This window comes from Herbaspirillum sp. DW155 (assembly GCF_037076565.1).
Taxonomy (GTDB): domain Bacteria; phylum Pseudomonadota; class Gammaproteobacteria; order Burkholderiales; family Burkholderiaceae_D; genus Herbaspirillum.
This window is the reverse complement of sequence record NZ_AP029028.1, coordinates 4,228,441-4,247,507: the sequence shown is the minus strand read 5'-3', so window position 1 is coordinate 4,247,507 and position 19,067 is coordinate 4,228,441. Positions and strand designations below refer to the sequence as shown.

Below are 19,067 nucleotides of genomic sequence, written 5' to 3'. Positions count from 1 at the left end.
CGGCAATACACTTCCAGAACCTGCTCAGGCTGCAAGGGAGCCTAGATTACTACCAATGTCAGATAAATGCTACCAATGAGTATCTTTATTTTACCAATTGGTATTTCGATGTTACTGACGCCGGGCACCCTCACCGCGTCCATTTGCGCTCGTAGTCCATCTCCGCAAAATGCTGCACCAGAAAATCCACAAACACCCGCACCCTGGCCGGCAGATGCTTGCGGCCCTGGTAGGCGATGTTGATGGTCAGGCGCGGCAGATCCCATTCGTCCAGCACCGGGACCAGACGGCCGGCCACCACGTCGTCATAGATGATGTAGTTGGGCTGGATCAGGATGCCCAGTCCTTCCAGCGCGGCGGCGCGGATGATCTGGCCATCGTTGGATTGCATCAGGGCGGCAATGTCCACGGTGCGTTCGCCGCCGTCCCGATGGACGAAGCGCAACTGCCCGGGATGGTTGGCATGGCTGTAGACCAGCAGGTCATGGCACGCCAGGTCTTCCAGCGTGCGCGGAACTCCGCGTGCAGCCAGGTAGCCGGGCGAGGCCGCCAGGATGCGCCGGGTCGAGGCCAGCCGGCGCACGGCGATGTTGGAATCCGGCTCGAACTCGCGGGTGCGGATGGCCACGTCGATGCCGCTGTCGAGCAGGTCGACGTAGCGGTTGGCGGCCACCACGTCCAGCGTGATGTCCGGATAGAGCCGATGAAAGCGCGGCAGCAAGGGGCTGATGTGCTTCATGCAGAAGGACAGCGAGGAGGTCACCCGCAACAGTCCGCTCGGGGCGGCGCTATTGGCGTTGACCAGTTCCTCGGCTTCTTTCATCTGCACCAGCGCCGCCTTGCACTGGCGATAGAAGGCCTCGCCGGTCTGGCTCAGGCCCAGGCGGCGGGTACTGCGTTCCACCAGGCGCGCGCCCAGGCGCTCTTCCAGTGCCGCCAGACTGCGGCTGGCCGCAGCATTGGACAGGCCCAGCGCCTCGGCCGCGCGCGAGAGACTGCCCAGCTCGGCGACCTGCACGAAGAGTTCGAATTGTGTCCAGCGGTCCATGGTGGCGGCCTTTCCGGGGAGGGGGACGGTTCCGGGTGGAAAACAGTTTTCCACTTTGGTCATATATCTGCCTGCAGATACGACCTATATTACCGCTCAGCGAAAAAATCAGATCCATACAATTCCCATCGCGAGGAGACCATGCTCAATCTCAACGAAGACACCATCACCCAGGCCGTCCTGGCGCGCCACGGCGGCATGCCCGACGAACGCCTGAGGCAGATCATGACCAGCCTGGTGCAGCACCTGCACGCCTTCGCGCGCGAGGTCAAGCTGACCGAGGCGGAATGGTTCGAGGGCATCCGCTTCCTGACCGAGACCGGCCAGCTGTGCTCGGACAAGCGTCAGGAATTCATCCTCCTCTCCGACACCCTGGGCCTGTCGACCCTGGTGATGGCACAGCAGAACCACAAGCCGGCCGGCTGTACCGAGGCCACCGTGTTCGGTCCTTTCCACGTCGAGAATTCGCCGCTCTATCCGCTGGGGGCAGACATCGCCAACGGCGCCAAGGGCCAGCCCTGCTTCGTCAGCGGCTGTGTGCGCGGGCTGGATGGTCAGCCCGTGCCGCACGCGCGACTGGAGGTGTGGCAGGCCGATGAAGACGGTTTTTATGACGTGCAATATCCCGACCTCGCGCAGTTGCAGGCGCGCGGTACGCTGCATGCCGATGCGCAAGGGCGCTACCACTTTCGCAGCATCCTCGCCAATTCCTATCCGATCCCGCATGACGGCCCGGTGGGCAAGATGCTGGAGACCCTGGGCCGCCATCCCTGGCGTCCGGCGCACCTGCATTTCCGCATCCAGGCCGAGGGTTACGAAACCCTGATCACGCACGTCTTCCGCCGCGGCGATCCCTACCTGGAGTCCGATGCCGTCTTCGGCGTACGCTCCACGCTCATCGCCGACTGGCCGTACCATGCGCCCGGCGTTGCGCCCGATGGCACGCAGTGCGACCAGCCTTTCTACACGCTGGATTATGATTTCATCCTCAATCCCCAGCGCCAATAACGCCACTGAACGCCACTGAACGCTACCGAGCCTGTCATGTCCCTGTCCATTCCAGCACACGGCTTTACCTATACCAGCGCTGCGGCCCGCGTGATCTTCGGTACCGGCAGCCTGCAACATCTGGCGCGCGAGACCGAACTGCTGGGCGCGCGCCGCGCCCTGGTGCTGTGTACGCCCGGCCAGCGTGCCGAGGCCGAGCGCATCGCCGCGCTGATCGGCGAGCGCTGTACCGGGCTGTTCGACCAGGCCGTCATGCACCTGCCCATCGAGACCGTGCGCCACGCCCGCGAGGTGGCGCGTGAACTGGGTGCGGACTGCGCCATCGCCATCGGCGGCGGTTCCACGATGGGACTGGGCAAGGCCATCGCGCTGGAGTCCGACCTGCCCATCCTGGCCATTCCGACCACCTATGCCGGCAGCGAGATGACGCCCATCTACGGCATCACCGAAGCAGGTCTGAAGAAGACCGGGCGCGATGCGCGTGTGCTGCCGCGCACGGTCATCTACGATCCCGAACTGAGCCTGGGCCTGCCGTTGAAGCTGTCGGTGACCAGCGGCATCAATGCCATGGCACACGCGGCCGAAGGGCTCTATGCGCCCGATGCCAACCCCATCATGTCGATGCTGGCCGAAGAGGGCCTGCGCGCCCTCGCCGGGGGACTGCCGCAACTGCAGGTGCGCGCGGATGACCTCGCGGCCCGCAGCCAGTGCCTGTACGGCGCCTGGCTGTGTGGCACGGTGCTGGGCAATGTGGGCATGTCGCTGCATCACAAGCTGTGCCATACGCTGGGCGGCAGCTACAACCTGCCGCACGCGCAGACGCATACGGTGATCCTGCCGCACGCGCTGGCCTACAATGCGCCGGCCGCGCCACAGGCCATGCAGCGCATCGCGCGTGCGCTCGGTGTGGAGGAGGCTGCGCAGGGCGTGCATGCACTGGCGCGTTCGCTGCAGGCACCGCTGTCCTTGCGCGAGCTGGGCATGCCGTATGGCGAGCTGGATCGCTGTACCGACATTGCCTTGCAGAATGCCTATGCCAATCCGCGTCCGCTGGAGCGCACGGCGCTGCGGGCCTTGCTGGAGAATGCCTGGCACGGGCACCCGCCGGGGTGACGTATAGTGTAGCGGTACGCGCGTGAGGCAGAAGACATTCAAACCACGAGGAGACCGCCATGCCAGCAACACCCGTCAGGCCATTGCTACATTCGTTGCATCCGGCCTTGTTTGTCCTATCCCTCATCGCGCTGCTGGCGGCCTGCAGCAGCCTGCCCGACAGCGCGGCGCAGGCGCCACAAAGCTGCACCCAATTGCGCGAGATGAGCATCCCCGCTGCGACCATCGGCTTGCCCACGCGCGGCGCGCGCGTGACCGCCACCGATATGGTGGCCGCCAGCGGTGAGGGGGCCAAGGCGGTCGGCGCCTATTGCAAGCTCAGCGGCGAGATCAGTCCGGTGGATCCGGCCGCACCGGCGATCCGCTTCCAGGTCGATCTGCCGGTGCAGTGGAATGGCCGGGCCCTGATGTTCGGCGGTGGCGGCTATGACGGCAGCATTCCCGACGTGGCCGCCAATGTCCCGGCCGGTGCGGCCACCCAGCCCGGTCCGCTGGGGCGCGGCTATGCCACCTTCGCCAGTGATTCCGGCCACCAGGCCAATGCCACGGGCTCGCGCGATGGTTCTTTCGGCAGCAATGACGAAGCCCTGAGCAATTTCGCCGGAGATGCCCTCAAGAAAACCCGCGACACTGCGCTGGCCATCATCACCGCGCATTACGGGCAGCGACCCGCGCGGACGTATTTTGCCGGCGGCTCCACGGGCGGACGCGAGGCGCTGGCCATGGCCAGCCGCTGGCCGGCCGACGTGGATGGCGTCATCGCGTTGTATCCTGCCTGGAATGCGGTGGCGCTGGACCTGCAGTTCGGCCGCATGACGCAGGCCATGGCGCAGCCCGGTGCCTATCCGGATGCCGCCAGACGCAAGCTGCTGTTCGATGCCGCCATGGCCGCCTGCGACCGGCTCGATGGCGTGGCCGATGGGGTCATCAGCAACATCGATGCCTGCAATGCCAGCTTCGATCCGGCCACTGCCCGCCTCAATGGCAAGCCGCTGCGTTGCGAAGGCGGTGGTGAGGGGGGAGAGGGTGGTGATACTTGCCTGTCGGATGCGCAGATCGCCACCTTCAAGGTCTTCAGTACGCCGCTGGTGTTGAGTTATCCACTGGCCAGCGGCGAGACAAGCTATCCCGGCTTCAATACCTGGGGTACCGATTGGGGAACCGCGACCGGCAGCCCGTTCCAGGCCACCATCCTGACCCTGGGGCTGGGTACGGAGCAGCCCGCTCACCCGATGCCGCCCGTCAGCAACAAGGGCAGCCCGCCGTATCACAGTACCTTCTGGGATCAATGGGTGCGCTACTTCGTCACGCGCGATGTCAGTTTCAATCCGCTTGCGCTCGACCCCGCCAGGCCGGGCATCTACCAGGCGCGTGTGGTGCAGCTCAATGGCTTGCAGGATGTGAACGAGACCGACCTTTCGGCGTTCCGCAACAAGGGTGGCAAGATACTCATCGCTCATGGCACGGCCGATGCGCTGGTCAGCACGCAGGCCACGCGTCAGTATCTGGCGCGGCTGCAAAAGGCTATGGGCGCCGAGAAGCTGGAGAGTTTCGTGCGCTATTACGAGATCCCCGGTTATGGTCACGTGTTCGGCACGGCCTTCAATGCTTCCTGGGATTCGCTCACGGCGCTGGAGCAATGGGTGGAGCAGGGACGGGCCCCGGTGAACCAGATCGTCGTTGATACCACGGCGGTACCGGGCCGCAGCCGGCCCTTGTGCCGCTATCCGGCGTGGCCGCAGTACCGCGGCAGCGGGCCGGTGAATGAGGCGGGGAGTTTTGATTGTGTGATGCGTTAGGGTCTGCCTTGCCGGAGCGCTTTCACGCGCCCAGCAGGCGGCGAGCCAGCACGGATTGCATGTCACGGCGTCCATCTGCAATCAGGTAGATGGTGACCTGATTGCCTGAAACGCGATAGATCACGCGGTATGGCTTGAAAAAGGTCTGACGATATTCTTTGATGCCAAGGCCAACCAGCTCCTTTGGAAAGCTGCCCCGTTCAGGCAAGCTCGACAGGCTTTCCACGACGATCATCAACTGATCCAGGACATGGTTGGCATTGGCCACACAGTCGAATTCACAGAGGTAGTCGTGAAGGGCCTCAAGGTCCTGTTCGGCACCCTCGGTCAGCAGGACTTCGAACTTGCCGGACTTGCGCGTCATCAGTCTGCAGCTCGCTTGGCACGAAGCCGGGCAACGACGTCGGCCACGGGTTTGACCTTGCCTGCAGCCACATCCTGCTGGCCGAGGGCCAGGATCTTCAGCAGGGCCAGGGTTTCTTGCGTTTCCTCGAAGGACGCAACGTCTTGCAGGACAGCCTTCGCTTCGCCATGTTGAGTGATGACCATCGGCTGACGCTGCTCAGCAAGGTGCGTCAACACGTCGGCGGCATTGGCCTTCAGATAGCTGATGGGTTTGACTTGTGACGAGTAGCGCATGACGATGCTCCTGATTGGGCGAGACTTAATATAGTCTTTTTATAGTCTTGTGGCAAGGCGTACGCATTCGCTGCTTGAGCGCTCCGCAGTGAAAGCCGAGTCGTCGCCCAGATGGATGAAGATGCGCCCCTGCGCCTCATCGCCCGTTACCTCCAGCCAACCGCGTCCACTCACCGGATCATTTTCATCTACGCCGGACCAGGAGAATTCAATACGCACCGTGCTTCCATGCTCATGGACACGGGCATCGATGTCGCCTTGTACCAGACCGAACTGGAGTGTACCTGTCAGATCATTCTTGATCGTGATGTGTGCAGGAACCTCCATGTCGAAGTAATCGACATCCCACAGTTCCATGCTGGTGATGCGCCAACTGCCCAGTGCCGCCTTTTCAAGCCTCTTCATTTCTCTTCTTGTCGCCATGTTTTTTAGTCCTTCCCTGCGGCTTGCAGATCCTCGTGATCCATCGCTCAGATGAGCGCTACTCGGCGTCAACCATCAACTTATTCAAGCGAGCCAGTGCGTCCGCGACGATGCGTCCTTGGGTCGAGATATTCTGAATGATTTCATCTGGTGTTCGCTCATCGACTACCGCCAAGACATTGGGGTTGACTGCTTTCAGATCGAACACTGCTGCATCAATGGCAGCGGCCTCGGCCTCAAGGTCACGAATTTCTCTCTCTCGTTGGCGAACAGTTGCTTCCAGCGTCTCGATCTGCTGTTCGTCGGCCTTGTCTTTTTTAAGTTGTTTGAGACGTTCTTTCAGATCAACGACGGCGGCCTTGATGCCCGTCGCCTTTTCCTGGAGTGGCCGCATTTGCTCGCGTGCTTGTTCACGGCGGACGGCGAAATCCATTGTCCAGGAGTAGCGGCTCGCACCTTCAGCTTGGCCGTGGTGTTGCAGCATGCGGGCGTAGCTGGGGAAAGGCTTGCCTGCGTTTTCTTCATCGGCCAGCCAGTCGCTGGTGAGCATGGCGGGCAAGGCATCATCATTGAGCACTTCGCCATCTTTGCCAAAGCCAAAGTGCGCCAGCGTCAGCGGGGTTTTCTTGCCCACCTTTACCCACGACAGATCGTAGTACCAGATGTGTTTGGTCTTCTTGCCCTTGGTGAAGAACAGCAAGTTGGTCTTCACGCCCGCCCCTGCCGTAGAGAACACCCCGCCCGGCAGGCTGACAATTGCCCAGAGATCGCATTCATCGGTGAGCTTGCGCTTGGTTTCCACGAAAGCGCTCTCGTTGGTACGGAACAGCAAGCCCTCGTCCAACACGACGGCGCAGGTGCCACCCGGCGCGAGTTCGGAGAGGATGTCCTGCATGAACAGCACCTGGGTAGAGCTGGTCTCAAACGCAAAATTCTTCTGCGCGTCGCGCCCCTCTTTACCGCCAAACGGCGGATTGGTCAGGATCACATCGAACTGCGCGGGTGCATGGCGGAATAACTCGGCGTAAGTGGCGCGGCGCGTCAGCGAATTGCCGTGCCACAGATTGGGCTGGTCGATGCCGTGCAATACCAGATTGGCCAGGGCGATCGGGAACACCAGGTTCTCTTTTTCGCGCCCGAAAAACGTATCGTGCTTGAGTTTTTCAATGTCGGTAGACGCGGGGGCTTTGCCCAGCTTGCGCTCAATGTGCTCATACGCCACAGCCAAAAAACCACCCGTGCCACAGCAGGGGTCGTACACCGTGTTGCCCAGTGAAGGATTCACGGTATGGACCATGGCGCGAATTACCTCGCGCGGGGTAAAGAACTGTCCGCCGTCCGAATTCTTCTCGCCCATCTTCAACAGCAGGTCTTCATACACCTGCGACAAGGTAAAGAAGTGCTGGTCGTCGATGTGATCGATGCTGATTTCATGCACCCGGTCGAGAATGTCACGCAGGTTGGCCTCATCATCCACGCGCACGCGTTCCACCGCCGTCATGATGCGACCGATGATGCGTTGCTTTGGACTGGCGGCCGGGTTGGGCAGATTCGTGCGCGGGTCTACGTCCAGCGCGTGCAGAGCGGGCAGCAGTTCTTTGTTGATGAAGTCGAACAGCCGGCCATCGCCAGCGGCGAACAACTCCTGGCGCTTCCAGCCTTGTGCTTTGCCATCTGAAGTGGTCGGGTGACCGGTCTTGTCTGACCAGGGCGCGGCCCAATCCTGCCAGCGGAAAGGGCTATGCAGTGCGGGCGAAAAGTCTGCGCCCAGTACCTCGGCTTGTTCCGCCTCGCGCGCCTCCTGCGCATCCAGGATACGCAGGAACAGAATCCAGGTCAGCTCCGGCACGTATTGCAGGGCGCTGGCGCAATTGGAGCGACGCATCACATCGCAGATGCCCTTGACGAAGGCTGAGAGCGACTGGGTGGAGGCAATGGCCTTGGGGGCTTTGTCGGTTTTCTTGGTACGGGCCATGTTCAGGTGTCGAATGCTTTTGCGAGGATGCGTTGCGGCAAGGCATCCAGATCGCGTAATTGTTGTTCCAGTGCGGTACGCAGGGTATCTGCTTCGGCTAATCGTTGTCTCAACTGGGTAGCGATACAGCGTTGCTCGTCAAGCGGCAGTATTGGTATTTCGATAGCCTCAACCTGACCGGGAGAAATATGAGGCACCCCTAGACTCTGGTCATGACCTGAAATGGCATCAATAAATCGCGACGACTGTAAAAATGCATACAAGAAGTCAGCATCAATTTCGGTTGGTTCCAATAAAAATCGTCCAACTCGTTGCAGCAACAGTGCCGGTAAGTCTGATTTGCCAACGCGGGCCACCTTGATGCCGCTTGAGATCAGAGGACGGTCTAGACTGATCAGGATGTCTCTCTCTTTAAGCACATAACTTTGGTATCGACTGGCGTCGTTGGGATCGATATATACGACGTCATCCCAATAAATTTTCCCAGGCAGAATATTGGCATTTCGAAGAAGGCGAATTCCCGAAGGTTTGAAACTCTCACTTTTAAATGCATAGCCAGACTGTACTTTTGCGACTTCGCCAATGGGTTGCCACTCATCAAACTGATTGAACATCGAGTCAACTATTTTTGTACTGAGCAGGCGGGCCTCACGCAACTGCACCTGCGCCGCCTGCCGTGCGGTTTCCACTTCAGCCAGTTGGGATTTCAGGCGAGCGGCGATTTGGCGTTGCAAATTAGGATCAGGTACAGGAATATCCAAGTCTTCCAAGAAGGTCGATGGAACACGTTGCTGACCAACCGAACCGGTGAAAGTCTTTAGCGCTGCATCCAGTGTTTGCTTACGTCGCAGATAATAGTGAATCCACTCTGGAACGATTTGTTCAGAGGCACGAATCACATGAAACTCTGTTGAACCAAATCCGAAGCCATCAATGAGGTTATTCACCACAGCATGCTTTCCATTTTGCATGCAAGGGGTAATCTTAGCGAAGATTACGTCCCCGTTTTCAAAATAGGTGTAACCCTTCTTAACTTTGGAGTAAGGCTGAGTAACTGCTTGCGAAATCTCCCCAAGGATTTCATCTACTGCCTCCATAGGCACGAACGAGGTAGAGACTGAATCGCCCCGTTCGATTGACACCCGCCGAGGATTGATTTGCGTAACCGCTGATAGTTTCTTTGTTGGCCAGTTCATACGCCAAATAACCTCATCTTCGCATCCTGCATAACTTGCGTCGGCGCACCCACCGCGCGCAGCGCATTAATCCCACCGGCCAATTTGATTTCCGGCACTTCCCAAAGCGCATTACTCTCTACTGCCTCAGTGCCATCCAATGCAAACTGACGCCCCAGGCCCCTAAGCACAATGGCCGACTTGGCATCCATGCCCTCAAACCAGGCGCTATTGGTGTTCAGGTATTCCATTGCGCGCTGTTGTCGGGTCAGTGCTCTAGCGTGATAGCCGTGCTTGCTAAAGAAGTCGTAAAGGTCAAAGTCGTTCATGTGTTCGGCATCACGGATCACTTCCGGGCTCAGGTGATCACCCAGCAAGTGGTCGATGAGTTGACGACGCTTTTTCGCTTCCACCCACAGGGCCCGGAAGTCATCAAGGTTATGCGCTTCGGAAAGCACGCGGGACATGACTTCGCGCCGGTATTCATCCACCGGAATCGGCGTGGCCACACCACCCCGGTTGACGAGGATGAAACTACCTTGTGCATTGACTACCACCTTTTGTCCACCGATCACCGGCACGACCGTACCGCCATCATCGCCACCGCCCTCATCTTCTCCGCCGCTTTCCCCACCACTGCCGCCGCCACCCGTTCGAGGCGGATTGGTGATGAAATCCACGCCAAACAGATCGGTGACGCCGGTGTAGTCGTATAGCCAGAATTTATATTTCTGCGTTTCTTCATGGATGCGGGTACCACGCCCGACCATCTGATAAAACTTGATGGCCGATTGCAGGTAGCGGAAGAACACCACCGCATTCAGGCGTTCGATGTCCACCCCCGCCTCCAGCAAGTCCACCGTGCAGGCGATGAAGGCGCGCTCGCCACTGCCACGCATGATGTCGATCTTGTCCGCACCACCATTGGCGGTGCACTTGAATGCGTAATTATCTTTGCGTGTCTTGCCATTCTCCTTACACCAACGCGCATAGAGGTTGTTCATCTGCATGGCTACGCGGTCGGCATGGAGGTCGCGGGTGCAAAAGATGATGACTTTCTGCTCCGGCCCGCCGTTGTTGCACAAGAGCTGGAACAGGTCTTCGCACATCTTGGGCGTGCGCAGGTCGATGAACAGTTCGTCGTCGAAGTCCTTGCCGGTATATTCGGCTTTGGTCAGATCTTCCTCGATCAACGGCTTACCGGTTTTGATGTCCCTGACACCGGCCTTGAGAATTTCTTCGCGCGTGAAAACACGAGCATCGATGTCTGCCTTGCGCTTGATGATTTCGCAGGCAGCGAGGTATCCGTCTTCTTGTGCCTGTGCCAGCGTGTATTCATAGACCGGCTCGCCGAAGTATTCGACATTGTGTGCAGTGATGGCATCGTCTGCGGCAATGGCAGCCTCGACATCCCTGGATTTCTTGTCATGCTTGGGCGGCTTCAGCTTGCGCGGTGTGGCCGTCAGGCCGAGGTGAATGGCGTTGGGGTTGCGGGTGAGCACCTGCGACCATCTGCCCCAGGCCGAACGGTGGCATTCGTCGATGATGATGACGCTGAAGGCATCCTCGCTATAGTGCTCGGTGAGAAAACTGCCGTCGCCGTTTTCGTCGATGCCCAAGGTCTGATAGGTGGCGATGTGGATACGCGCATTCGCAGCGGCGTTCTGGCCGCGCACGGTTTCCACAATGCGCGCGTTACCGCCAAAGGCAGCCTTGAGCTTGGTGTAGGCTTGTTCGCGCAGTTCGTCACGATCACACAAGAACAACGCGGGCTTGGGTAACAGGCCCGCTTGCGCCATGCGCCAGAGCAGGTTGGTAGCGATGACGGTTTTCCCGGCGCCGGTAGCCAGCGTGAGCAGCACGCGCGCAGGATTGCCGGCTTGCCGTTGCAGAATGATCTTTTCGAAGGCGGCGCGGATGGCGGCATCCTGGTAGTAGCGTGTGGCAGACCACGCCGGGCTGTCGGCCTGAAACAGCAGCGCGGCTTCAGGCGAACGCAGATCAATGCCTTTGTCCCGTGCATAACGCGCGCACAGGTCCGGATGCGGCGGGAAATCTTCCAGCGGATGCGGACCAGTCTGGATACCGCTGGGCTTGTCGTAGTCGCCATAAAGATAGCCGTTGGTGGCAAACACATACTGCACGTCAAAGCGCTTGCAGTCCGCGTAACCTTTGGCTTGTTCCATACCCGCGAGCGGGTGGTCGTCCGAGCGCTTGGCTTCCAGCACCGCGACGGGGAGCGGCTTGGGCATGTTGCCGACCTGTACGCACAACAGGTAATCAGTTCGGCCCCCGCGTTTGCTGCGGCGGCCCTTTGGTCCGGTCGGCTCCACCGGGGCAGGTGTTTCCAGGCGAATGCGCTGGGGGTCGTCATAGCCCTTTTTGCGCAGCATCGGATCAATCAGGTGGAAGCGAGTTTCTTCTTCGTTAAATGTCACCGTTACTCCCCTTTTGTTTGATCTTTTTCTTCGGCCGCGCCTCCCGCGCGTACCCAATCGTCGACCTCGGAAAGCTGGAATTTCCACAGTCGCCCAACCCGATGGGCAGGGAGACCCTTGCGCTCGCGCCACCGATAAACGGTGTCCTTGGCCACGCCCAGGTGATGGGCGACATGCTCGGCAGTGACCCACGGTTCGGTATTCATGGCGTTGGCAATCAAGTGGTGTGGTTGACAGTCGATGAAGATCGCCGAGAGTCTATCAGATGAGCATTCTGTCGACTAATTTGCTGCCGCTGCCGTCGGTTTGACCTTAATGGGTGATAATTTGCATGTACACCCAATCCTGGCCATTTTTACCAGCAGGTTGACATTTGCACCTTTAAGGACGCACCCCGCCGAACCACAAAGTCCGCAGGCATCCGCGTGAACCCTCGCAGAAGCGCGAGGGGGCAAGAAAAATGCCCAACTGCATACACAGTTGGGCATCGGTATTGGTGGAGCCGGCGGGAATTGAACCCGCGTCCAGAAGCACTCTACAGACAGTTCTACATGCGTAGTGCAGCCAATTGGTTTTAATCCTGGCGACGCGGACGCACACGCTTCGACAGGACGAGTTACCTTGGATTTAATGACGTATGAAGTAACCCCATACGCCACGATTCCCTGTAAATGACTCTACCGCTGTTGCCAGCACACCCCAGGGAAGAAGTGCTGTAGAGCTAGAAGTTTCTTAGGTTTCTAGGTGCGATTTACGCTGCGAGAGCGTAAGATTCGTCGTTTGCATTTAAGCAGTTCCGGATGGATTAACGAGGTAACCAGTCCTCGGCATGCCCTGTTCCGCTTTGCAACCCCTGTCGAAACCAAGTCGGCCCCGTGGTGTTGAAGCTTCGCAAATCCTGCTGGGCGCATGGACTTGCGTATTACGCTTGCCTCTTGCAACGCTTCCTGAAGAGGCTCCCGCTTTTTCGGCGGGAAGTCGATTATAACCTACTCCCTACTGTATGGGCAGCGCCAGGCTTTTCAAGGCCGGATTGCGCAGCCTCTTCCTCACTGCTCACTGTATCCTCAGATCGACCCGCGCCTTGGGCTCCTTGTCCGGGATGCCGGCGCCATCCAGCCTGGGGGCGATCAGGAAGATGCGTGCCGGTTCGATCACGCTCTGTTCCTGTAAATAATTTCGCACCTGGTCGGCACGGCGCTGGGCCAGCTTGCGCAAGTCATCTTGCGTCACCTCGGTATGCTCCAGGATCATCTTTTCCATGTCGGCATCAGGCATCGCCTTGGTCAGGCCGATCATGTTGCGCGGCTTGTCGAACTTGCCGTCCTTGTAGACGCGCTCCAGATACTTGCTGCGTTCGGCCGCACTGATGCGCACCGGTCCGTCGGGCTGACCCTCCCTGGCGATCAGGTCGGCGCGTTTGAGCGCGCGCATCGCGCGCTCCAGCGCTTCGCGGCGCAGGCCCTGGTCATCCACCTGCGGATCGACCCGGCCGGTGATGTCGAGCTTGATGCCGGGACGCTCATGCAGCACATAGCCCAGCGCATCGAGCTTCTTGCGTACCTCATCGGTTACTTCCGAGGAGCCGGGGGCGAACTCGATATAGCGCAGTTCGCCGATGTGCTCGTCAGGTCGGAACATCGAGCCGATCAGTGCGAACGGTGAGGTGACGGCCTTGACGATCAGGTTCACGAACACGCGCACGATGATGCCGCCCACCGAAAACTGCGGGTCCGACAACGACCCGGAAATCGGCAGGTTCAGGTTGATGTTGCCATCGCGATCCTTGAGCAGCGAGACCGCCAGCATCACCGGCAGATTCGTGGCATCGGGGCTGTCGACGCGTTCGCCGAAGCTCAGTTGTTCGATGCGCAGATCGTTCTGGGCCACCAGCTCATCGTTCTCGATCTTGTAGTGCACATCCATCGACAGCTTGCCCTTGGTGATCGGATAGCCGGCGTACTTGGCCGAGTAGGGCGTCAGGCGCGGCAGTTGCACGCCGTTGGCGCTGGCCTTGAGATCCAGATACATGGGCTTGAAGAGCGGATTGAGGGCGCCCGAGATCTGCAGCGGCGCATCGTTGTCGATCTTGCCGGTGATGTTGACCGGTGCCGGTTGCGGCTTCTCCGAGGAGATCTGGCCGATGCTGCCGGCCAGTCCGGTCATGTTGGCGGTGTAGTTGGGTTTGACGAAGTTGTCGGTGTAGTTGATGTTGCCACCTTCGAGCACCACCTGGCCCACGCGCACCACGGCGGCATCGGCGGCCGGTGCGGTAGGGGTGATGGGCGCGGTGGAGGCCGTCTTGCGGGCGTTGACGGTGTTGGACGGCGCGCTATCCTTGCCGCCCTTCTTGCTGTCGTCGGTGATCGAGCCCTGCTCCTGTGCATCGGCGACCACGATGTCCTGCAGGTTCAGGCGGCCCTTCTCGGAAAGGATGGCACGTGCGTAGAAATTGGACAGCGTGACTTTTTCCAGCGTCACTTGCGGACGTCCACCCAGCTTGGCCTGGATGCCCGCCAGGTCCAGCGTGCGCCAGCGCAGGAAATCGGTGGAGGTCTGCTTGTCCTGCATGCGCAGGTTGGTGATGGCGGCGTTGCCCTTGTAGTCCAGCGCCAGCTTGCGATCCTCAAGCGGCAGGGTCACGTCCAGCTTGCCTTTGGCGCTGGCCAGGCCGCTGCTGATGGTGACATTGAGCACATCGGTGAAATAGTGCTGGAAGGGCATGATGGGCAGATCCTTCACCTCAAGCTCCAGCGCCACGCTCTTGAAGTGCGGTGCAGCCTGGCCGGACAGTTCGGCGCTGCCATTCTTGTCGAAGCGCGCCTGCAGCTTGAAGGGGACCGGCTGGTCCAGCGTATCGGTGAGCGTGGCCGCCTGCAGCGACAGCGATTGCAGGGCCAGTGGCTGGGCGCCCTTGCCCGGCGGCGTCAAACGCAGCTCGGCCAGTTGCAACTTGCTGTCGTCGAGCTTGAGATGGCCATCGCGCAGCTGCAGCGTGGTCTGGCCGGAGAGCTTGCCCGCCACTTCGCTGATGGGGGCGCGCGCCAGGTAGTTCTGGAAGCCTGCGAGGTCGATGTTCTCCAGCGTGATCTTGCCCGTTACCGTCGGCTTGAGCGGCTGGATCTGTCCATTGAAGCCCAGCTTGCCATGGTCGTTTTCCACGGCTGACAGCAGCAGGTGGGCGGGCTTGGCATCGGCGGCGGTGGAGAGTTGGGTGGCGTTGACGTCGATCTTGCCCAGCCTGATGAGCTGGGCAGGTGCGGCGTTGGCTTCGTCGCGCCAGTTGACTTCGCCGCCGTGCACGGTCAGTTGCTGCAGTGTGATGACCGGCACCGGCTGGGCTGCAGTGGCCGCCGGTGTGGCGACCGGCCTGGCGGGCGCGCGGCTGGCGCTCTTGCTTGCAGCGTTGCTGCTACCGGCCAGCGCACGCTGCCAGTTGATCTCACCACGCGCATTCATGCTGGCCCAGACCTGCGGCTGCTCCAGCGTGAGCTGGCTGAGTTCACCGCTGGCCGCCAGCACGTCGAATTGCTTCACCTGCAGCGCCAGCGATCTGGCCTTGAGCAGCGGTGCGCGGGCCTTGTCCTGCAGGGCGAGGTCATCCAGGCGAAGCTCGCCTGCGAGGGTCACGGCCGGTTTGTCATCCTTGCGGGTGAAACCCAGGTCCAGCCTGGTGCTGAGCTTGGCGCTCTGGATCGCCACCGGCAATTCGAGCGGGACGAAGGGCAGGTAGCTCACCAGGTCGAGCTGGTCGATGTCGATGGCGAAGGCCGATTCCTGCGTCGAGGCGAAAGGCTTGCTGCGGCCCTTCAGGTGCAGCGGCGTGCCATTGATGGTGGCCGACAGTTGCGGCTGCACGAAGCTGTCGATATTGCCGGGCAGGTTGGAGATGAAGGGCAGGCCGAGCTGCAGCGCGGCGATGTCGATGTTCTTGCCGGTCACCTTGTCTTCGAAGCGGATCTGGCCATCCTGCAGTTGCACATTGGCCAGCGAGAAGCGCGCCTGCCCTTCGCTCTTGGGCTGGGCCGCCAGCTTGTCGAGGATGTCGGAGAAGTTGTAGTGGCCGATGCCCTGCGCATCCACCCGCACCACGTGCAGTTGCGGCGCGCTTAGTTTGATCTCATCCAGCACCGGTGCCAGGCGCAGCAGCGAAGCGGCGGACAGGTCGGCCAGCAAGCCCTTGGCGCTGAAGAAAGGATGCGTGCCGTCGGCTTCATAGAGCGTGATGTCGGAAGCGCGCAGGGCCAGCTTGAAGGGATTGAAGGCGATCTCCCCAATCTCCAGCTTGCGGCCGGTCTGGGCCTGGGTCTGGTCGATGGCGATCTTGCGCACCAGCGCCGGCAGGGCGGCCCTGCTCAGTGCGGCCAGCGCCAGCAGTACGGCCACGGTCCAGCCGGCCCAGCGCAGCGGACGTTGCAGGCGTTGCCAGTAAGCGTGCTGAGTGAGAGAGGCGCGGTCCGGCTTGCTCATGGGGTTTCCCTTGTCGGTGCCGGTCCGTCCTGGCGCGGTGAATGCGCAGGTGGCCGGTTCTGGTTGTGATTGGGGGTGGTGCTGCGGCGGGTGCCGGCTTGTCGTCATTCTAATGCGAGGCGACATGGCACTGCTAGGAGAGGAAAGATGCGCTCAAGTTTCCGGGAGCGCATCAACAGCAGGGCGGGAGGAGCGAATCAGTCCAGCAGGGTCAGGATCTCCAGCGGCGCATGCAGCAGCGCATCGGCTTGCCAGGCGGCGGGCTCGGTGTGGCCGCAATAGCCCCAGGCGGCGGCAATGGTGGGCATGTTGGCGGCGCGCCCGGCCTGGATGTCGCGCAGGTCGTCGCCGACGTACCAGCAATCCTCGGGCGCCAGCTGCAGGCGCCGGGCCGCTTCCAGCAAGGGGGCCGGATGCGGTTTGGGATGCGGGGTGGTATCGCCCGAAACAATGCAGCCGGCATGGCCCAGACCGATCTGCGGCGCCAGCACGTCGGTGAAACGCGCCGCTTTGTTGGTGACGATGCCCCAGGCGATGCCGCGTGCTTCCAGTTGCGCCAGCAGTGCCGGGATGCCGTCGAAGAGACGGCTGTGGGTGGTCATGTTGGCCTGGTAGCGGTCCAGGAAAATTACGCGCAACTCTTCATATTCAGCATCGCCTGGATGGATGCCCAATGCTGCACCGATGAGCCCGCGGGCACCGGCCGAGGCGACCGGGCGCAAACTTTCATAGGGGGCATTTTCCATGCCTTTTTGGTGACGCAGGAAGTTGGCAGCGGCCGCCAGGTCGGGAGCCGTATCGGCAAGGGTGCCGTCGAGGTCGAACAGGATCGCGCGCGGAGGGCGTAGTGGCATGGTCGTCAGGGCAAGAGAGAAAAACGCCGCAGCGTGAGGGCTGCGGCGGTCAGGTGTGGTCGGACAGTGTGGCTACTCAGGCCAGCTTGGTACAGGCCACCAGATAGTTCACGCTGGTATCTTCGTTGAGTGAATAGATCTTGGTCAGCGGGTTGTAACCCATGCCCTTGAAGGCATCGATCTGCAGGCCGGCTGCGCGCGTGTACTGCGCCAGCTCGGCCGGGGTGATGAACTTGGCGTAGTCGTGCGTGCCTTTGGGCAGCAGGCGCAGCACGTATTCGGCGCCGATGATGGCCATCACGTAGGACTTCATGTTGCGGTTCAGGGTGGAGAAGAACAGCTTGCCGCCCGGTTTGGCCAGGGTGGCGGCGGCGCGCACGATGGCGGCCGGATCGGGCACGTGTTCCAGCATTTCCATGCAGGTCACCACGTCATACTGGCCGGCTTCGCGGGCGGCCATGTCTTCGGCGGCGATCTTTTCGTAGCGCACTTGCACGCCGGATTCCATGCTGTGCAGATCGGCCACTTTCAGGGCCTTGTCGGAGAGGTCGATGCCGCTGACGTCAGCGCCTTTCCTGGCCATCGATTCGGCCAGGATGCCGCCACCGCAGCCGATGTCGATCACCTTCTTGCCGGCCAGCGGGGCGCGGGCGTTGATCCACTCCAGGCGCAGCGGGTTGATTTCGTGCAGGGGACGGAATTCGGAACCCGGGTCCCACCAGCGATGGGCCAGTTCACTGAATTTCTGGATCTCTTGGGGATCGGCGTTCATGGTCGCATTGGTCGTATTCATGGGGCCTAATGATAGCCCAATCCGACGCGGCGGGTGGCCTGTGCCAGGTCAAGATGCGCCGCAATGACGGGACAAGTGCACGCCAAAACGTGCATGACCAGCAAATGAAACAGGAATAAAAAAACCCCGCCGAAGCGGGGTTTTCATCAGAGCCTTGTAGCAGCAATCGATTACTTGCGGGTGCCCACAACTTCGATTTCCACGCGACGGTTCTTGGCGCGGCCGGCAGCGGTCTTGTTGTCGGCGACCGGTTGCGACTTGCCCTTGCCTTCGGTGTAGACGCGGTTGGCTTCAACGCCCTTGGAAACCAGGTAGGCCTTGACGGATTCAGCACGGCGAACCGACAGCTTCTGGTTGTAGGCGACGGAACCGATCGAGTCGGTGTGGCCGACGGCGATGATGACTTCCAGGTTGATCGACTTCAGGTTGCCAACCAGTTCGTCCAGCTTGGCCTTGCCAGCCGGCTTCAGGGTTGCCTTGTCGAAATCGAAGAAGGCGTCAGCAGCGTAGGTGACCTTTTCCGAGGTCGGAGCAGCGGCAGGTGCCGGAGCAGGAGCAGGAGCAGCAGCGGCAACCGGAGCCGGTGCGGGCGGTTCTTCGCACGGACCGTTCACGTAAGCGGTTTGCCAGCACAGACCGAAACCGCTGCGGGTCACGACGTCACGGCCATCTTGCAGGTACAGGCTGCCGGGACGAACCTTGATGTCCTTGGTTTCCTGAGCGGTGGCAGACAGTGCGATGGCTGCGGACGCAGCAGCGAAGACGAGTTTTGCTAATTTGTTCATGTTTCTCCTCTCGGGTGAGATATCCGCAGATAAACTGCGCTACAAGATTACGACATCAAAAAAATGAATAATATCATGTGTTCAGGTCGTCACAGGCCCTTGTTCCATGGGGCTAGTAATGAACTTAGCCGCCATTCTGCCACACGGATTGACCTTCAGCGATGCTTGCCAATTGGTCCAGACAACGTTTTTGGGACTGTGTTGTTTCTTCGCAACGCGATATTTTTGGCCCGTTTTTGTTCCTTTCAGGCCGAAAAAAGCCGGATTTTTTAGAGAAAATCCTTATTTTTCATACAGTTCGCGCATTTTCGCTTGAGCAAGTAGTTGTCATTTTCTCTCGCCCGTCGCCATTCTTGCGGCGTAGGATTTCGCCCGATGGCGCGGACGGCAGAAGTGAGTTTCGGAAATTTTTTCCCGCATTGACGTGCGACGGGCTTGTCGCCATGTCACCCGTCATGGTTCCTGCAGGCAATTGCGGCCGCATTCCGGCGCGGCAGTGATCCGCGCTGGCAGCGCCACTCTAATATATATAGAGAGTCGAGCCAGC

Annotated in this window: 16 protein-coding genes and 1 other RNA gene; 4 read left to right on the top strand and 13 right to left on the bottom strand. The window is 60.5% G+C overall.

Translation table 11 applies throughout. The features are described 5' to 3' along the window. Positions 1-130 precede the first annotated feature (130 nt). Entirely contained in the window at positions 131-1,048 is a 918-nt protein-coding gene (locus AACH55_RS19240; RefSeq protein ID WP_338716245.1) for a LysR substrate-binding domain-containing protein, read from the bottom strand. Positions 1,049-1,189: 141 nt separating this feature from the next. On the opposite strand from AACH55_RS19240, the gene AACH55_RS19235 reads away from it, so the two are divergent. From AACH55_RS19235 to AACH55_RS19225, 3 genes are read left to right on the top strand one after another with little or no spacing between them, the layout of a single operon-like run. Continuing rightward, a complete protein-coding gene (locus tag AACH55_RS19235) occupies positions 1,190-2,056 on the top strand; it encodes an intradiol ring-cleavage dioxygenase (protein ID WP_338716244.1) in 867 nt (288 codons plus the stop codon). Between the two features lie 36 nt (positions 2,057-2,092). After that, entirely contained in the window at positions 2,093-3,169 is a 1,077-nt protein-coding gene (locus AACH55_RS19230) for a maleylacetate reductase (protein WP_338716243.1), read from the top strand. A gap of 59 nt (positions 3,170-3,228) precedes the next feature. Continuing rightward, positions 3,229-4,968 (top strand): tannase/feruloyl esterase family alpha/beta hydrolase, encoded by a 1,740-nt coding sequence (locus AACH55_RS19225; RefSeq protein ID WP_338716242.1) that lies wholly within the window; start codon positions 3,229-3,231, stop codon positions 4,966-4,968. 22 nt (positions 4,969-4,990) lie between these two features. On the opposite strand, the gene AACH55_RS19220 is transcribed toward AACH55_RS19225, so the two are convergent. From AACH55_RS19220 to ompA, 12 genes are all read right to left on the bottom strand, one after another. Further along, entirely contained in the window at positions 4,991-5,332 is a 342-nt protein-coding gene (locus AACH55_RS19220) for a type II toxin-antitoxin system RelE/ParE family toxin (RefSeq protein ID WP_338716241.1), read from the bottom strand. Next, entirely contained in the window at positions 5,332-5,607 is a 276-nt protein-coding gene (locus AACH55_RS19215) for a type II toxin-antitoxin system Phd/YefM family antitoxin (protein ID WP_338716240.1), read from the bottom strand. Before AACH55_RS19215 ends, AACH55_RS19220 begins: the two co-directional genes overlap by 1 nt. Positions 5,608-5,646: 39 nt before the next feature. After that, entirely contained in the window at positions 5,647-6,030 is a 384-nt protein-coding gene (locus AACH55_RS19210) for a hypothetical protein (RefSeq protein ID WP_338716239.1), read from the bottom strand. 58 nt (positions 6,031-6,088) lie between these two features. Continuing rightward, positions 6,089-8,005, bottom strand: coding sequence for an N-6 DNA methylase (locus AACH55_RS19205; protein ID WP_338716238.1), 1,917 nt, complete (start codon positions 8,003-8,005; stop codon positions 6,089-6,091). A 2-nt stretch (positions 8,006-8,007) separates the two neighbouring features. Then, entirely contained in the window at positions 8,008-9,201 is a 1,194-nt protein-coding gene (locus AACH55_RS19200) for a restriction endonuclease subunit S (RefSeq protein ID WP_338716237.1), read from the bottom strand. Beyond that, positions 9,198-11,618, bottom strand: coding sequence for a DEAD/DEAH box helicase family protein (locus AACH55_RS19195; RefSeq protein WP_338716236.1), 2,421 nt, complete (start codon positions 11,616-11,618; stop codon positions 9,198-9,200). The genes AACH55_RS19200 and AACH55_RS19195 overlap by 4 nt, the downstream gene beginning before the upstream one ends. A gap of 2 nt (positions 11,619-11,620) precedes the next feature. Continuing rightward, positions 11,621-11,824: a helix-turn-helix domain-containing protein gene (locus AACH55_RS19190; protein WP_338716235.1), complete on the bottom strand. Its 204-nt coding sequence runs from the start codon at positions 11,822-11,824 to the stop codon at positions 11,621-11,623. Positions 11,825-12,112: 288 nt separating this feature from the next. Beyond that, positions 12,113-12,493, bottom strand: a transfer-messenger RNA (tmRNA) gene (ssrA, locus tag AACH55_RS19185). Positions 12,494-12,674: 181 nt separating this feature from the next. Beyond that, positions 12,675-16,088: a DUF748 domain-containing protein gene (locus tag AACH55_RS19180; protein WP_338716234.1), complete on the bottom strand. Its 3,414-nt coding sequence runs from the start codon at positions 16,086-16,088 to the stop codon at positions 12,675-12,677. 197 nt (positions 16,089-16,285) lie between these two features. After that, a complete protein-coding gene (locus AACH55_RS19175; RefSeq protein WP_338716233.1) occupies positions 16,286-16,942 on the bottom strand; it encodes an HAD-IA family hydrolase in 657 nt (218 codons plus the stop codon). 76 nt (positions 16,943-17,018) lie between these two features. Beyond that, positions 17,019-17,735: a bifunctional 2-polyprenyl-6-hydroxyphenol methylase/3-demethylubiquinol 3-O-methyltransferase UbiG gene (gene ubiG, locus AACH55_RS19170; RefSeq protein WP_338716232.1), complete on the bottom strand. Its 717-nt coding sequence runs from the start codon at positions 17,733-17,735 to the stop codon at positions 17,019-17,021. Between the two features lie 170 nt (positions 17,736-17,905). Beyond that, positions 17,906-18,520 (bottom strand): outer membrane protein OmpA, encoded by a 615-nt coding sequence (gene ompA, locus AACH55_RS19165; RefSeq protein ID WP_338716231.1) that lies wholly within the window; start codon positions 18,518-18,520, stop codon positions 17,906-17,908. Between the two features lie 161 nt (positions 18,521-18,681). On the opposite strand from ompA, the gene AACH55_RS19160 reads away from it, so the two are divergent. After that, positions 18,682-19,020 carry a hypothetical protein gene (locus AACH55_RS19160; RefSeq protein ID WP_338716230.1) on the top strand — a complete coding sequence of 113 codons (339 nt, stop codon included), beginning with the start codon at positions 18,682-18,684 and terminating at the stop codon, positions 19,018-19,020. Positions 19,021-19,067 lie beyond the last annotated feature (47 nt).

Bases quoted from the DNA above. Each gene is read 5' to 3' on its own strand.
- AACH55_RS19240 (WP_338716245.1), bottom strand. From the start codon at position 1,048: ATGGACCGCTGGACACAATTCGAACTCTTCGTGCAGGTCGCCGAGCTG.
- AACH55_RS19235 (WP_338716244.1), top strand. From the start codon at position 1,190: ATGCTCAATCTCAACGAAGACACCATCACCCAGGCCGTCCTGGCGCGC.
- AACH55_RS19230 (WP_338716243.1), top strand. From the start codon at position 2,093: ATGTCCCTGTCCATTCCAGCACACGGCTTTACCTATACCAGCGCTGCG.
- AACH55_RS19225 (WP_338716242.1), top strand. From the start codon at position 3,229: ATGCCAGCAACACCCGTCAGGCCATTGCTACATTCGTTGCATCCGGCC.
- AACH55_RS19220 (WP_338716241.1), bottom strand. From the start codon at position 5,332: ATGACGCGCAAGTCCGGCAAGTTCGAAGTCCTGCTGACCGAGGGTGCC.
- AACH55_RS19215 (WP_338716240.1), bottom strand. From the start codon at position 5,607: ATGCGCTACTCGTCACAAGTCAAACCCATCAGCTATCTGAAGGCCAAT.
- AACH55_RS19210 (WP_338716239.1), bottom strand. From the start codon at position 6,030: ATGGCGACAAGAAGAGAAATGAAGAGGCTTGAAAAGGCGGCACTGGGC.
- AACH55_RS19205 (WP_338716238.1), bottom strand. From the start codon at position 8,005: ATGGCCCGTACCAAGAAAACCGACAAAGCCCCCAAGGCCATTGCCTCC.
- AACH55_RS19200 (WP_338716237.1), bottom strand. From the start codon at position 9,201: ATGAACTGGCCAACAAAGAAACTATCAGCGGTTACGCAAATCAATCCT.
- AACH55_RS19190 (WP_338716235.1), bottom strand. From the start codon at position 11,824: ATGAATACCGAACCGTGGGTCACTGCCGAGCATGTCGCCCATCACCTG.
- AACH55_RS19180 (WP_338716234.1), bottom strand. From the start codon at position 16,088: ATGAGCAAGCCGGACCGCGCCTCTCTCACTCAGCACGCTTACTGGCAA.
- AACH55_RS19175 (WP_338716233.1), bottom strand. From the start codon at position 16,942: ATGCCACTACGCCCTCCGCGCGCGATCCTGTTCGACCTCGACGGCACC.
- ubiG (WP_338716232.1), bottom strand. From the start codon at position 17,735: ATGAATACGACCAATGCGACCATGAACGCCGATCCCCAAGAGATCCAG.
- ompA (WP_338716231.1), bottom strand. From the start codon at position 18,520: ATGAACAAATTAGCAAAACTCGTCTTCGCTGCTGCGTCCGCAGCCATC.
- AACH55_RS19160 (WP_338716230.1), top strand. From the start codon at position 18,682: ATGCTTGCCAATTGGTCCAGACAACGTTTTTGGGACTGTGTTGTTTCT.